The sequence below is a fragment of the Streptomyces cacaoi genome (genome assembly GCF_006539165.1).
GTDB classification, from domain to species: domain Bacteria; phylum Actinomycetota; class Actinomycetes; order Streptomycetales; family Streptomycetaceae; genus Streptomyces; species Streptomyces cacaoi.
The window spans coordinates 1-13,912 of sequence record NZ_BJMM01000059.1; the positions used below are offsets into that span (position 1 = coordinate 1).

The window sequence follows — 13,912 nt, forward strand, 5'->3', positions numbered from 1 at the left end:
GCGGCCCGCCGGTGCCGCGGGCTCAGCGCAGCCGCAGGGAACAGGTGAGCGTGGCACCGGCCGTGCCGGGAGTGATCCGCAGCCGCAGGGCGCCGCCCGGGCCGTCGAGCACCTCGATGCCGTCGTCGGCCGACTCCACCCGGACGCCGGGCCGCGCCCAGGTCAGCTCGAACTCCTTGCCCGAGCGTACGGGCTCGCTCACACACAGCTTCGCCCGGCGTCCGCCACGGCGCAGCAGGACGGCGGCGGGGGCGGTGGCGGCGAGGTGCCCGGCACCGGTGGCGACGGCGCCGGCGGTCCAGAAGGTGACCGCGGTGGTCCCCAGCGAGCGCACCGTCACCGCCTGCTGGGCCGCGGTGTTGGCGTCGACGGACAGCCAGTGCCGGTCGGCGGCGCGGGCCGCGAGCCGCCGCCGGTCGGCACCGGGCATCAGCAGATAGGCGTACCCGGCGTCGGAGGGATCGGTGCCGTGGTCCTGCCACAGGGTGACGTAGCGGCGGGTGAACTCCTTGTCCACGCTGCGGGTGTTGATGTCCGACCAGGAGCCGGTGCGCTCCTCGCGCAGCGCGGTCAGCCGGGTGCCGCCGGGCCACACCCAGCCGCCGTGGCCCTCCAGATGGGCCCAGTGCGCCCGGCGGAACTCCTGCTTCCGGCCCGGCTCGCCGACCGCCCGCTCGCCGTCGACGGTGAGCGCCTGCGTACCGCGCTCCCCCAGGTTCCTGTTGTCGAAGACCGTTTCGACGGGCACGCCGTCCGTGCAGCTGATCCCGGCGCCGAGGCAGACGACGGTGTCCGCGAGGCAGAGCCAGGACTGGCGGGCGGTCAACGTGCTCTCCAGGCCCCGCAGATGGTGACCGACCGCGGCGAACTCGCCGTCGGTGACGCCTCCGACCCAGCGGGTGTCCGGCCGGGCCTCGCCCCACTCCCCGCCGGTGCCCTCGGCCAGCTTCTTGGTGGAGACGGTGGTGCCGGGCAGCCGGCGCCAGTCGACGGTGGGCCAGAAGGCGTCCGCGTACTGGCCGAGCGTGCCGTCGGGCCCCCACCAGTAGAGCATTCCGTCTCCGGTGTGCCAGCCGCGCGGGTTCTCGCCGTTGCCGCACTCGTAGTAGGCGATCCGCTCGGAGGCCAGCGAGAGACCGGCGCACCAGCCGCGCCCGCGGTGGACCGCGCGCGCCATGGCGGGGAAGAGCGTGCTGCCGACGGGTTCGGCCGCGGGCGGTTCGGGGCCCTCGGCGACGGCGTGCAGCCGGGCGAGGTCGGCGACGTCGAACCCGGGATCGGTGAGCAGCGCCGGGAACCCGTCGCCCCCGGTGCCCCGTTCGATCCAGCCGCGCACCATGCCGTGCCAGCGGGCGCGTTCCTGCGCGCTCGCGCTCTGTGCCAGCACCGCGATGGCGGCGGCCAGTTCGTGGCCACGGGTGTGGTCGCTCTGCTGGATGCCGCGGGTGTCCTCCTTGAGCAGCCCGCGGGAGATGGCCCGGCCGCTGACGCTGTCCATCATCAGCCCGTCGTGGATGAGCGGTGCGTACGCCTTCTCCACGCTGTCGTGCACGATCCGCCGGTTGGGGTCGGTGACCTCCCAGCTCGTGCCGTCCAGCAGGGCGAAGAGCCGGCCCAGCCCGTCGAGGAGCACATAGCCGTAGGTGCCGGAGTAGGCGATCCAGGTGTGCTGGATGAACGAGCCGTCGGCGTAGAGCCCGTCCCCCTCGGTGACGTACGGGAAGACGGGCGAGAGGGAGGCGGCGGCCAGCGCGATCTTGTCGGGGTCCTCGCCGAGGATGCCGCGTACGGCGTGGACGCGGCAGAAGTCGACGCGGTTGGCGCCGGTGGAGGTGCCGGTGTACTCGTCGAAGACGGATTCGGGCAGGAAGTGGTCGACGGCGGCGAGGTAGGCGTCCCGGTCGGCGGCGGACACCGCGTCGTGGAGGACGGTGAGGGTGTCGGTGAGCGCGCGGGGGCTGCCGATCTGCCAGTCCCACCAGTTGCCGTAGCGGGTGGTCGAGGGGTTGTAGACCTTCTCGTGCACATGCCGCAGCCCGCCGACGAGCGCCTCCAGCAGCCCGTCGTCCCCGGTCAGGCCGGTACCCGGCTGGGCCCAGGCCCGCGCCATGGTGGCCAGCCTCTCGTAGGACTGGGTGATGCCGGTGGACGGTTCGAAGGGGATGCCGGGGAAGAGCGCGTCGTCGGCGGGCGCCAGCTCTTCGCGCAACCGCCGTGCCTCGTCACCGAGTTCGGCGAGGCGTGCGGCGTACGGCTCGGCGGTGGGGTCGTAGTCCGTGCCGAGCATCAGATCGAGCCAGCGGCGGCGCAGCGCGGCGAAATCGTCGGCGGCGGGCTGCGCGGACCCCGCGGGCCGGGGAGCGGCCGACGGGGCGGCGTGGGCGCCGGGGACACCGGCGCCCAGGGTTGTCGCGGTGACAGCGCTTGCTGTCGCGGAGGCGAGGAGGGCTCTTCGGGACCAGTGGGGGCGTGAGTGCACGGTGGGGCCCTGCTTTCGACGCATTCGATGCTTACGGACGCTTTCGACGCACACGGCTTCGTACGAACGGGGCGGTTCTCCCTGCGAGTTGCCCGCCGGTCTAGCACGGCCCCCGGGGCACGGCAATGGATCAGCACGCTCAAGCGCTTTCTTTTCCCGGGTACGGCTCCGCTGTGCCGGCGGAGCGCAACCGCCTTCCCCCGGCCCGGAATCACCCTTTCCGGGCCCGGTTGCTTCCCTCCCGGCTCGGCCACCTCGTCCGGTCCGTAGCCGGGGGCGCCGCACGCAGACCGACGCGAGGGGCGGGCACCGGAGAGCGGCCACCGGGCGCGGGCCCATCGGCCCCGGAATTCGAGCAACACTCGACAACCGCTCCACCGAGGGTGCGCCGACAGGCCACACGGCAGGCCCTAGAAGCTGGGCTTGACTATTTGAGCGGCGCTCTAAATCCTGGGCGGTCAGGACCAGGCAGGAGGTGGAAGGGGTGCGGCTCAACCCGACCGAGCGGGACAGACTGCTGATCTTCGGCGTGGCCGAGCTGGCGCGGGCCCGCAGGGCGCGCGGGCTGCGGCTCAACGTCCCCGAGGCGACGGCGCTGATCGCCGACGCCGTGTGCGAGGCGGCCCGGGACGGCGCGCGGCTCGCGGAGGCGATCGAGGCGGGGCGCCGCGTGCTGGGCCCGGACGAGGTGCTGCCCGGGGTCGCCGACGTGGTGGGCGAGGTGCAGGTCGAGGCCGTCTTCGAGGACGGCTCCCGGCTGGCCGTCGTCACCGACCCGATCGCGCGGGCGGGCGGCCCGGACGACGGCACGGGGCGGAAGCCGGAACAGGAGCAGGAGCGGGAGCCCGGGCCGGGCGCCGTGCTGCCCGCCGCCGACGCCGCCGCGGTGGCCGCGCAGTACGCCCTGCCCGAGCCGGAGGTCACCGTGCGGGTGCGCAACACCGCCACCGTCCCGGTCAGCGTCACCTCCCACTTCCACTTCTTCGAGGCCAATCCGCGTCTCGACTTCGACCGGGCCGCCGGGTACGGCATGCGTCCGGCCGTGCCGGCCGGTTCCTCCGTGCGCTTCGATCCCGGCGAGGAGGCGGAGGTGGGACTGGTGCCGATCGGCGGCGCGCGGATCGCGATCGGCTTCGCCGGGCTGGTCGACGGGCCGCTGGACGCGCCCGGGGCCCGCGCGGAGGCGCTGCGGCGGGCCGCGGCCTGCGGCTATCTCGGCGCCGTCCCCCCGGAGGCGGACGGCGCCCCGGAGACGGATGGTGCCCGGGAGGCGGACGGCGCCCCGGCGTCGGCGGACGCCGCCCCGGATCCGGCTGCGGCGGACGGTGTCTCCGGCCCGGCGGCAGGAGGCGAAGAAGGGGCGCGCGGTTCCTCGCCCGCGCCCGGGAAGGAGTCCCGGTGAGGAACGTGGACCCGCAGGAGTTCGCGGCCGTGCACGGGCCGCGGGCCGGCGACCGGGTACGGCTGGGCGACTCGGGGCTGACGGTCCGGGTCGAGTCCGACGCACAGCAGCCGGGCGAGGAGTTCCTGGCCGGCTTCGGCAAGACCGCCCGCGACGGGCTGCATCTGAAGGCCGCGGCCGTCCGGGACACCTGCGACGTCGTCATCAGCAACGTGCTGGTGATCGACGCGGTGCTGGGCATCCGGAAGGTGTCCGTCGGTATCCGCGAGGGCCGGATCCACGCGGTGGGCCGGGCCGGCAACCCGGACACCATGGACGGCGTGGACGTCGTCGTCGGCACCGGGACGTCGATCGTCTCCGGCGAGGGCCTGATCGCGACCGCCGGCGCCGTGGACACCCACGTCCATCTGCTCTCGCCGCGCATCATGGAGGCTTCGCTGGCCGGCGGCGTGACCACGATCATCGGCCAGGAGTTCGGGCCGGTCTGGGGTGTGGGCGTCAACTCGCCCTGGGCGCTGGGCCACGCCTTCTCCGCGTTCGACGCCTGGCCGGTCAACATCGGCTTCCTCGGCCGGGGTTCGTCCTCCCACCCGGCCCCGCTGACCGAGGCGCTGGCCGAGGGCGGGGCGTGCGGCTTCAAGGTGCACGAGGACATGGGCGCGCACCGGCGGGCCCTGGACACCGCGCTGCGGGTGGCCGAGGAGCACGATGTGCAGGTGGCGCTGCACAGCGACGGCCTCAACGAGTGCCTCGCCGTGGAGGACACCCTGGCCGTGCTCGACGGCCGCACCATCCACGCCTTCCACATCGAGGGCTGCGGCGGCGGCCATGTGCCCAATGTGCTGCGCATGGCGGGGGTGCCGAACGTCATCGGCTCCTCCACCAACCCCACCCTGCCGTTCGGCCGGGACGCCGTCGCCGAGCACTACGGGATGATCGTCTCCGTCCACGACCTCAAGACGGATCTGCCGGGCGACGCCGCCCTGGCACGCGACCGCATCCGCGCGGGCACCATGGGCGCCGAGGACGTGCTGCACGATCTCGGCGCGATCGGTATCACCTCCTCCGACGCGCAGGGCATGGGCCGCGCGGGCGAGACGGTGCGCAGGACGTTCCAGATGGCGGCGAAGCTCAAGGCCGAACTCGGGCCGCCACAGGGCTCGTCCGGCTCCGGAGACGACAACGCACGCGTGCTGCGCTACCTCGCCAAGCTCACCCTCAACCCGGCCATAGCACATGGGCTCGCACACGAGATCGGCTCCATCGAGCCGGGCAAGATGGCCGACATCGTGCTGTGGCACCCGGCGTACTTCGGTGCCAAGCCGCAGCTCGTCCTCAAGTCCGGCTTCCCCGCCTACGGCGTGACCGGCGACCCGAACGCGGCGACCGACACCAGCGAACCGCTCGTGCTCGGGCCGCAGTTCGGCGCGCACGGCGCCGCGCCGGCCGAGCTGTCCGTGGCCTTCGTCTCGCGTGCCGCCGCCGAACAGGGCGGCGACACGCTGCCGACGCGGCGGCGCCGGGTCGCCGTCCGGGGCACCCGCGGCATCGGGCCGGCCGATCTGGTGCGCAACAACCGGCTGGGCGAGGTCCTCGTCGACGAGCGGACCGGGCTGGTCACGCTCGACGGCGATCCGCTGCGCAGCGCACCGGCCGAGCAGGTCGCCCTCAACCGCCTCTACTTCCTGTGAACACCGACCGCTTCGAGTGAAGACCGACCGCTTCCGGTGAACACCGACCGCCACCCCACCGCACGAGCGAGGAACACCGCACCATGACCACACGTCCCGCCGGCCCGTACATGCCGCCCGAGTGGGCACGGCACACCCGTACCTGGATGGCCTGGCCCTCGGCCAACCCCACGTTCGGCGACGCGGACGAACTCGCCACGGCACGCGCCGCCTGGGCGCGGGTGGCGCACGCCGTGCGCCGGTTCGAGCCGGTGACGATGGTCGTCGGCCCCGGGGACGGGCCGGGCGCGCGGCAGCTGCTCGGCGAGGACGTCGAACTGGTCGAACAGCCGCTGGACGACGCCTGGATGCGCGACATCGGACCGACCTTCGTCCACGACGGGGGCCGGCTCGGCGCTGTCGACTGGACGTTCAACGGCTGGGGCGGCCAGTCCTGGGCCCGCTGGGAGCACGACGCCCGCGTCGGCGGTTTCGTCGCCCGGGCCGCCGGGGCCGAGGCGGCGGCCTCCGCGCTGGTCAACGAGGGCGGCGGGATCCACGTCGACGGCGAGGGCACGGTGCTGCTCACCGAGACGGTGCAGCGGGACCCGGGCCGCAACCCCGGCTGGACGCGCGCCGAGGTCGAGGCCGAGATCCACGCGCGGCTCGGCACCCGCAAGGCGATCTGGCTCCCGCACGGACTGAGCGCCGACTACGGGCGGTTCGGCACCCGCGGCCACGTCGACCTGGTGGCCGCCTTCGTCCGCCCCGGCGTCGTCGTCGCGCACAGCCAGCCCGATCCGGCGCACCCCGACCACGAGGTGACCCGGGAGACCCTCGCGCTGCTGCGCGGCGCCACCGACGCCCGCGGCCGGGCGCTGGAGGTCGTCGAACTGCCCGCGCCGACGGCGACCGCGACCGCCGGGGGCGAGCCCGTCGACTACAGCTACGTCAACCACTATCTGTGCAACGGCGGCGTGGTGCTGTGCGGCTTCGGCGACCCGCGCGACGAACAGGCCGCGGGGATCTTCCGCCGGCTGCTGCCGGAGCGCACCGTCACGCTCGTCGACGCCCGCGAGATCTTCGCCGCGGGCGGCGGCATCCACTGCATCACCCAGCAGCAGCCGGCCCTCTAGGTCCCCGCGGGCCCCCGGCGGGGCGCCCCCTACGCTGGTGCCCGCCCGCACGACCTGCGCGGGCACCGGTGCGGAAGGAGAACTGCGGTGGCGGCACGCCCGGCACGCCCGGCAGGCGGTGGCAGACAGCGGCGTACGGCGCTGCCCCGGGAGCAGCTGCTGGCCACCGCGATGGCCATGATCGCCGAACACGGCCTGGAGCGGCTGACGATGGCCGCGCTCGGCCGGCAGGTCGGCATGAGCAGCGGCCATCTCGTCTACTACTTCCCGTCCAAGGACGAGCTGCTGCTCCAGACGCTCCAGTGGAGCGAGGAGCAGCTGGGCGCCGAGCGTAGGGCGGCGCTGGCCCGCCGCGTCCCGGTGCGCGAGCGTCTCGATCTGCTCGTCGACCTCTATCTGCCGCAGGGCCACCGCGATCCGCACTGGGCGCTGTGGCTGGAGGTGTGGAACCGCTCGCAGTCGGCGGACGACGCGGTGCGCGCCCGCCAGCTGGAGCTGGAGCTGGCCTGGCACCGGGACCTGGTGGCGCTGCTGGTGGAGGGCGCGGCGGGGGGCGAGTTCCGCGCGGTGGACGCCGAACGCCTCGCCACCCGCACCCGTGCGCTGCTGGACGGCTTCGGCACCCATCTGGTGGTGGGGCTGCCGGGCGTCCGGCGTGCGGACGTCCTCGGCCATGTCCGGGACCACTTCGACGCCGCCCTGGCGCCGGACGGGGGCTGACCCCGGCCCCTCGGTGCGGAGCGGCCGGGGCTCCGCTCACTCCGCGCGCGGCTCCACGCCCGCGCGCAGCAGGCCGTAGGTGTAGCCGTCGTCCAGGGCCTGCCAGGAGGCGGCGATGACGTTGTCGCCGACGCCGACGGTGGTCCACTCGGTGCGGCCGTCGCTCATGGAGATCAGCACCCGTGTCGTCGAGGACGTGCCGTGCGCGCCCTCCAGGATGCGGACCTTGTAGTCGACCAGCGCGAGCCGGGCCAGCTCGGGGTGGATGCGCTCCAGCCCGGCGCGCAGCGCCCGGTCCAGCGCGTCGACCGGGCCGTTGCCCTCGCCGGTGGCGACGACGCGCTCCCCCTTCGTCCACAGCTTCACGGTGGCCTCGTTGACCTGGGCGCCGTCCGGCCGCTGCTCGACGATGGCGCGCCAGGACTCCAGCCGGAAGTACCGGGGCGCGGCCCCCGCGACCCCGCCCTGCACCGCGTCGCGCAGCAGCAGCTCGAAGGAGGCGTCGGCGGCCTCGTAGGTGTAGCCCTTGAGTTCCTGCTCCTTGACGCGTTCGACGACCCGGCCGACGAGCGCCCGGTCACCGCTCAGGTCGTAGCCCAGCTCCTTGCCCTTCAGCTCGACGGAGGCGCGGCCCGCCATGTCGGAGACGAGCATCCGCATGGTGTTGCCGACGAGTTCGGGCGCGATGTGCTGGTAGAGATCCGGGTCGACCTTGATCGCGGAGGCGTGGAGCCCGCCCTTGTGTGCGAACGCCGAGGTGCCGACGTAGGGCTGGTGCGTGGAGGGCGTGAGGTTGACCACCTCGGCGATCGCGTGCGAGATCCGCGTCGTCTCGGCGAGGGCGCCCTCGGGCAGCACACGCTTGCCGTACTTGAGTTCCAGCGCGGCGACGACGGGGAAGAGGTTGGCGTTGCCGACCCGCTCCCCGTAGCCGTTGGCCGTGCACTGGACATGGGTGGCACCGCCGTCCACGGCCGCGAGCGTGTTGGCGACGGCGCACCCGGTGTCGTCCTGCGCGTGGATGCCGAGCCGGGCGCCGGTGTCGGCGGCGACGGTGCGCACGACGGCCTGGATCCGGGCGGGGATCATGCCGCCGTTGGTGTCGCACAGCACGACGACGTCGGCGCCGGCCTCGTACGCGGTGCGCACGACCTGTTTCGCGTAGCCGGGGTTGGCCTGGTAGCCGTCGAAGAAGTGCTCGCAGTCGACGAAGACCCGGCGCCCGTGCTCCCGCAGATGGGAGACGGTGTCCGCGATCATCGCGAGGTTCTCCTCCAGCGTGGTGCGCAGCGCCAGCTCGACGTGCCGGTCGTGCGCCTTGGCGACCAGGGTGACCACCGGGGCGCCGGACTCCAGCAGTCCTTTGACCTGCGGGTCGATCGCGGCCGGCACCCCTGCCCTGCGGGTGGAGCCGAACGCGACCAACTGCGCGTTCTTGAAGTCGATCTCCTGCGGGGCGCGGGCGAAGAACTCGGTGTCGCGCGGGTTCGCCCCCGGCCAGCCGCCCTCGATGAAGCCGACGCCGTAGTCGTCCAGGTGCCGGGCGAGGGTGAGCTTGTCGGCGACGGTGAGGTTGATGCCCTCGCGCTGCGCACCGTCGCGCAGCGTGGTGTCGAAGATGTGGAACGCGTCGTCCGGGAGGCCGCCGGCGGGTGCGCCCGGCACCGGGGAGGTTGCGTGGGCACCGCCCGGGACGGACGGGGCCGAGAAAGCCGACGGGGCCGACGGGGCCGACGAGTCCGACGGTGTCGACGGGGCCGACGAGGGGCCGGTGCCGGCCGGGTTGTCCGTGGTCATGGCTGCTGTGACTCCTGTACGGATGAGTGGTCCGGATTAGCTGGCTCCACTTGCCCCGTCCTCCCGTGCGCCCTCGCCTTCCTGCCGTGGTGGGCCGGAAAACGAAAAGACCCCTCGCGGGTGCGAGAGGTCTGCGCGCGGGTCTGGGGCACGGTGGCCGCCGCCGCGGGGATCGTTCCGCGGGGACGGTCACTGCGGACCGGCGCGCCTGCTGCCAATAATCATGACGAACGAGGGCACAGAGGCAGTCTTGCACAGAATCGCCCCCGCACCCCCGGCGTCTCACGATGCGGAAGGCGTCCCGGAACGCGTCCCACGCCCCGGAAGCCCGGCGTTCAGCCCTTCTTGAGCCCCTGGTCCCCGACCTCTGTGACGAACGACGCAGCCGTGTGCACCGGCGCACCCGGCGTCGTCACGGCGGAGACCGCACGGAAGTCGATGTGCGCGCGCTGCCGGGTCAGCCGCACGGTCACATAACCGCGGCGGCCGTTGTAGAACTTCATGTGCGGGTTCGCGCCCATGTAGCTGTCCCAGTCGGCCGGCTTGTCCTGGCCGTCCTTGCCACTGGTGATCGAGGTGGCGACGATCTCGGTGCCCATCGTCCGCGACTTCTGATCCCCGAAGTCCCGCTTGATGTCGTACGCGTAGTGCTTGTGGACATCGCCGGTGAGCACCATCAGGTTCCGCACCCCGGCCGACTCCGCGCCCGCCAGCAGCCGCTCCCGGGAGGCCGGATAGCCGTCCCAGGCGTCCATGCTCACCTTGTACGCGGGCGTGCTGTCGGTCCGCCGCTCGCTGAAGGTCACCTGCTGCGGGACCACGTTCCACAGCGTCCGCGAGGTGCGCCAGCCGTCGATGAGCCAGCGCTCCTGCGCCGCCCCGGTCATGGTGCGCTTCGGGTCCTCGGACTCCGGGCCCGGGTGGTGCGCGCCGTCGCCGTACGCCTGGTCCGAGCGGTACTGACGGGTGTCGAGGATGTCGAACTGCGCGAGGGTGCCGAACCGCAGCCTCCGGTAGAGCTGCATGTCCGGGCCCCGGGGCCGCTGGGGGCGGCGCAGCGGCTGGTTCTCCCAGTACGCGCGGTAGGCGGCGGCCCGGCGCACCAGGAACTCCTCGGCGGGGCCGCCGTCCTCGGGGGTGTCGTCCGCGTAGTTGTTCTCGGTCTCGTGGTCGTCCCAGGTGACGAGGAAGGGGTGCGCGGCGTGTGCGGCGCGCAGGTCCGGATCGGACTTGTAGAGCGCGTACCGCAGCCGGTAGTCCTCCAGCGTCGTCGTCTCGCGGTTGAAGATCTCCGGCAGCGTGCGGTCGGTGTACTTGCGGGCGCCGCCGTGTGCGTCGACCGCGTACTCGTAGAGGTAGTCGCCGAGGTGGAAGACGAGATCGACGTCCTCCTCGGCCAGGTGCCGGTGCGCCGTGTAGTAACCGTCGTGGTACGCCTGGCAGGAGACGGCGGCCAGCCGCAGCAGGTCGAGGCGGGCCCCGGCCTCGGGCGCGGTACGGGTGCGCCCGGCGGGGCTGGTGTGGCCGCCGGCGCGGAAGCGGTAGTGGTACACGCTGCCGGGCGCGAGACCGCCGGCCTCCACGTGCACGCTGTGGTCGAACTCCGGGTGCGCCGTGGTCCTCCCGCGCCGGACGACGCGGCGGAAGCGCGCGTCCCGGGCGATCTCCCACTCGACGGCGATCCGGGCGTTCGGCAGTCCGCTGCCGCTCTCGTACGGCTTCGGCGCCAGCCGGGTCCACAGGACGACGGAGCCGGGCAGCGGGTCGCCGGAGGCGACGCCGAGGGTGAAGGGGTCCGCCTTGAGCACCGTCCGCGCGTCGGCTTCGGCGGCGTGCGCGCTGCCGGGCAGATCGGTCGTGAAGGCGAGCGCGAGGGCGGCGCCGGTCGTGGTCAGGAAGCGGCGGCGGTCCAGTGCCGCCGCGGCTCGGCGGATCTCCTGCTGGCTCTCCTGATGCGGCATCGTGGTGGTCGGCCCTCCGGGAGACGGTCGATGACACCGCTCAGCACAGCGCCGCCGAGGATCCCCACGGCCACGGAAGCGCGTCCCTCACATGTCAGGTACATGTACGTAGGCTCGGTTTCGGGCTTTCCGGTCCGTCCACCGTGCGCACCGCGCGCCCGTCCGTCGCGCAGGCACGCGCCCGGAGGCGAACGGCCCGCTGGAACGCACGAATCCCGGCGGCCCCGCGGGACGGGGCGCCGGGATCCGGACGGCGCGCGCTCAGGCGCCCAGCTCGTGCATCCAGCCGTGGACGTCCTCCGCCTGACCGGTCTGAACGGCCAGCAGGGCCTCCCGCAGCCTCATGGTGATCTCCCCGGCCGTGCCGTCCCCGACGGTCCAGCCGCCCCGGGCGGACTTCGCCTCGCCGACGGGCGTGATCACGGCCGCGGTGCCGCAGGCGAAGACCTCGCTGATCGAGCCGTCGGCGTTGCCCTCGCGCCACTCGTCGGTGGAGATCCGCCGCTCCTGCGTCCGGTAACCCAGGTCCCGGGCGAGGGTGAGCAGCGAGTCACGGGTGATGCCGGGCAGCAGGGTGCCGGTCAGCTCGGGCGTGACGATCGTCGCGTCGGCGCCGCCGCCCTCCACGAAGTAGAGGTTCATCCCGCCCATCTCCTCGATGTAGCGGCGCTCCAGCGCGTCCAGCCACACGACCTGGTCGCAGCCGTGCCGGGCGGCCTCGGCCTGGGCGACCAACGACGCGGCGTAGTTGCCCGCGCACTTGGCCTCGCCGGTGCCGCCGGGCGCCGCGCGCACGTACTCCTCGGACAGCCACACCGAGACGGGCTGCACCCCGCCGGAGAAGTAGGAGCCGGCCGGCGAGGCGATCACCATGAACGTGTACTCGTTGGCCGGCTTGACCCCCAGCCCGACCTCGCTCGCGATCATGAACGGCCGCAGATACAGCGACGCCTCGCCCTCGCTCGGGACCCACTCCTTGTCCTGGCGCACCAGCAGATCGCACGCCTCGATGAAGGTCTCGACGGGCAGCTCGGGCATGGCCAGCCGCCGGGCGCTGCGCTGGAAGCGGCGGGCGTTGGCGTCCGGGCGGAAGACCGCGACCGAACCGTCCGGCTGCCGGTACGCCTTGAGGCCCTCGAAGATCGACTGCGCATAGTGCAGGGTCATGTTCGCCGGGTCCAGGGACAGCGGCGCGTACGGCTGCAACTGCGCGTCGTGCCAGCCGCGCCCCTCGGTCCACTTGACCGTGACCATGTGGTCGGTGAAGTAACGGCCGAAGCCGGGGTCGGCCAGCACCGCCTCCCGCTCGGCCGCCGGCAGCGGCTGGGAGGAGGGCTTGAGTTCGAACTCGATACGGGGCGTCGTCATGGATGCGCGTCCTTCGCTTGTGTCGTGTCGGACCGCGCCCCGGCGCCTCACAGCTCCCCCGGTGCTAGGACGTCCGAGCTTTTACTGATGATGCGGCCCCACGTTCGATTATCGCGCGTGGGGTGGCATACGGAAGCCGCGGGTGACCGAGGGCGGTCCAGATTCCGATGGTGGCACCCGGCCGCCCGTTAGCACAGAGCATGCGGAAAAGCGGCCGGGCGCCGGGCCCGGCCGCTGACAGCGGTGACCGGGCCCTAGCCGGCTACTCGCGCGGCGAGAGCGTCACCGATCTCGTCGGTCGTACGGGCGGCCGCGCTCCCGCGCTCGGCGAGATCCGCGGTGACGGCCGCGTCGATCCGGTCCGCCTGCTCGCCCAGGCCCAGGTGGCGCAGGAGGAGCGCGACGGACAGCACGGTGGCGGTCGGGTCCGCCGTGCCGGTGCCCGCGATGTCCGGCGCCGAGCCGTGCACGGGCTCGAACATCGAGGGGAACTGCCGCGTCGGGTTGATGTTCCCGGAGGCGGCCAGGCCGATTCCGCCGCTGACGGCGGCGGCCAGGTCGGTGATGATGTCACCGAAGAGGTTGTCGGTGACGATCACGTCGAACCGCGCCGGGTCGCTGACCAGGAAGATCGTCGCGGCGTCGACGTGCAGATAGTCGGTGCTGACCTCGGGGTACTCGCGGCCGATCCGGTCGAAGGTGTCCTTCCACAGGTGGCCTGCGTGCACCAGCACATTGTTCTTGTGCACCAGCGTCAGCTTCCGGCGCGGGCGCGCCTGGGCCCGCTCGTAGGCGTCGCGGACGACCCGCTCGACGCCGTACGCGGTGTTCACGCTCACCTCGTTGGCGATCTCCTGCGCCGTGCCCTTGCGGATGCTGCCGCCGTTGCCGACGTACGGGCCCTCGGTGCCCTCGCGGACGACGACGAAGTCGATGTCCGGCCGGCCCGCGAGCGGCGAGTCCGTGTTCGGGTACAGCTTCGAGGGGCGCAGGTTGACGAAGTGGTCGAAGGCGAACCGGAGTTTGAGGAGCATGCCGCGCTCCAGCACGCCGGAGGGGACGCCCGGGTCGCCGATGGCGCCGAGGAGGATCGCGTCGTGCCCGGCGATCTGCTCCATCTCGTCGTCCGGGAGGGTCTCGCCGGTGGCGTGCCAGCGCTTGGCGCCGAGGTCGTACTCCCGGGTCTCCAGCTTGGCGTCCTGCGGGAGGACGGCCCGAAGAACCTTCAGGCCCTGTGCGACGACCTCGGGGCCGATCCCGTCGCCGGGAATCACTGCGAGGCTGATGCTGCGGTCCGTGCTGGAAGACATGGCCCGACCCTACTCCTCGTCCCACGCCGTGACATCGGGTGTCCATATAACGGACGCCTCCGGACGGCC

The 13,912-nt window shown here is 73.2% G+C and carries 9 protein-coding genes; 4 read left to right on the top strand and 5 right to left on the bottom strand.

The features are described 5' to 3' along the window. Window positions 1-22: 22 nt before the first annotated feature. Complete coding sequence (locus SCA03_RS30795; protein WP_141275778.1) at window positions 23-2,503, bottom strand: polysaccharide lyase 8 family protein; 2,481 nt, start codon at window positions 2,501-2,503, stop codon at window positions 23-25. A gap of 460 nt (window positions 2,504-2,963) precedes the next feature. On the opposite strand from SCA03_RS30795, the gene ureA reads away from it, so the two are divergent. From ureA to SCA03_RS30815, 4 genes are all read left to right on the top strand, one after another. After that, window positions 2,964-3,881 (top strand): urease subunit gamma, encoded by a 918-nt coding sequence (ureA, locus tag SCA03_RS30800; protein WP_086813871.1) that lies wholly within the window; start codon window positions 2,964-2,966, stop codon window positions 3,879-3,881. Beyond that, complete coding sequence (locus tag SCA03_RS30805) at window positions 3,878-5,572, top strand: urease subunit alpha (RefSeq protein WP_086813873.1); 1,695 nt, start codon at window positions 3,878-3,880, stop codon at window positions 5,570-5,572. Before ureA ends, SCA03_RS30805 begins: the two co-directional genes overlap by 4 nt. Before the next feature lie 83 nt (window positions 5,573-5,655). Next, window positions 5,656-6,687 carry an agmatine deiminase family protein gene (locus SCA03_RS30810; RefSeq protein WP_086813875.1) on the top strand — a complete coding sequence of 344 codons (1,032 nt, stop codon included), beginning with the start codon at window positions 5,656-5,658 and terminating at the stop codon, window positions 6,685-6,687. 87 nt (window positions 6,688-6,774) lie between these two features. Next, window positions 6,775-7,407 (top strand): TetR/AcrR family transcriptional regulator, encoded by a 633-nt coding sequence (locus SCA03_RS30815; RefSeq protein WP_230989019.1) that lies wholly within the window; start codon window positions 6,775-6,777, stop codon window positions 7,405-7,407. Window positions 7,408-7,443: 36 nt separating this feature from the next. On the opposite strand, the gene cimA is transcribed toward SCA03_RS30815, so the two are convergent. The 4 genes from cimA to SCA03_RS30840 form a co-directional block, all read right to left on the bottom strand. Then, window positions 7,444-9,072 carry a citramalate synthase gene (gene cimA, locus SCA03_RS30820; protein WP_030884408.1) on the bottom strand — a complete coding sequence of 543 codons (1,629 nt, stop codon included), beginning with the start codon at window positions 9,070-9,072 and terminating at the stop codon, window positions 7,444-7,446. A 467-nt stretch (window positions 9,073-9,539) separates the two neighbouring features. Next, window positions 9,540-11,165: an alkaline phosphatase D family protein gene (locus SCA03_RS30830; protein ID WP_086813877.1), complete on the bottom strand. Its 1,626-nt coding sequence runs from the start codon at window positions 11,163-11,165 to the stop codon at window positions 9,540-9,542. 261 nt (window positions 11,166-11,426) lie between these two features. Further along, window positions 11,427-12,533, bottom strand: a complete 1,107-nt coding sequence (locus SCA03_RS30835; protein WP_030884414.1) for a branched-chain amino acid aminotransferase — start codon at window positions 12,531-12,533, stop codon at window positions 11,427-11,429. 254 nt (window positions 12,534-12,787) lie between these two features. After that, window positions 12,788-13,843, bottom strand: coding sequence for a 3-isopropylmalate dehydrogenase (locus tag SCA03_RS30840; RefSeq protein WP_030884417.1), 1,056 nt, complete (start codon window positions 13,841-13,843; stop codon window positions 12,788-12,790). Window positions 13,844-13,912 lie beyond the last annotated feature (69 nt).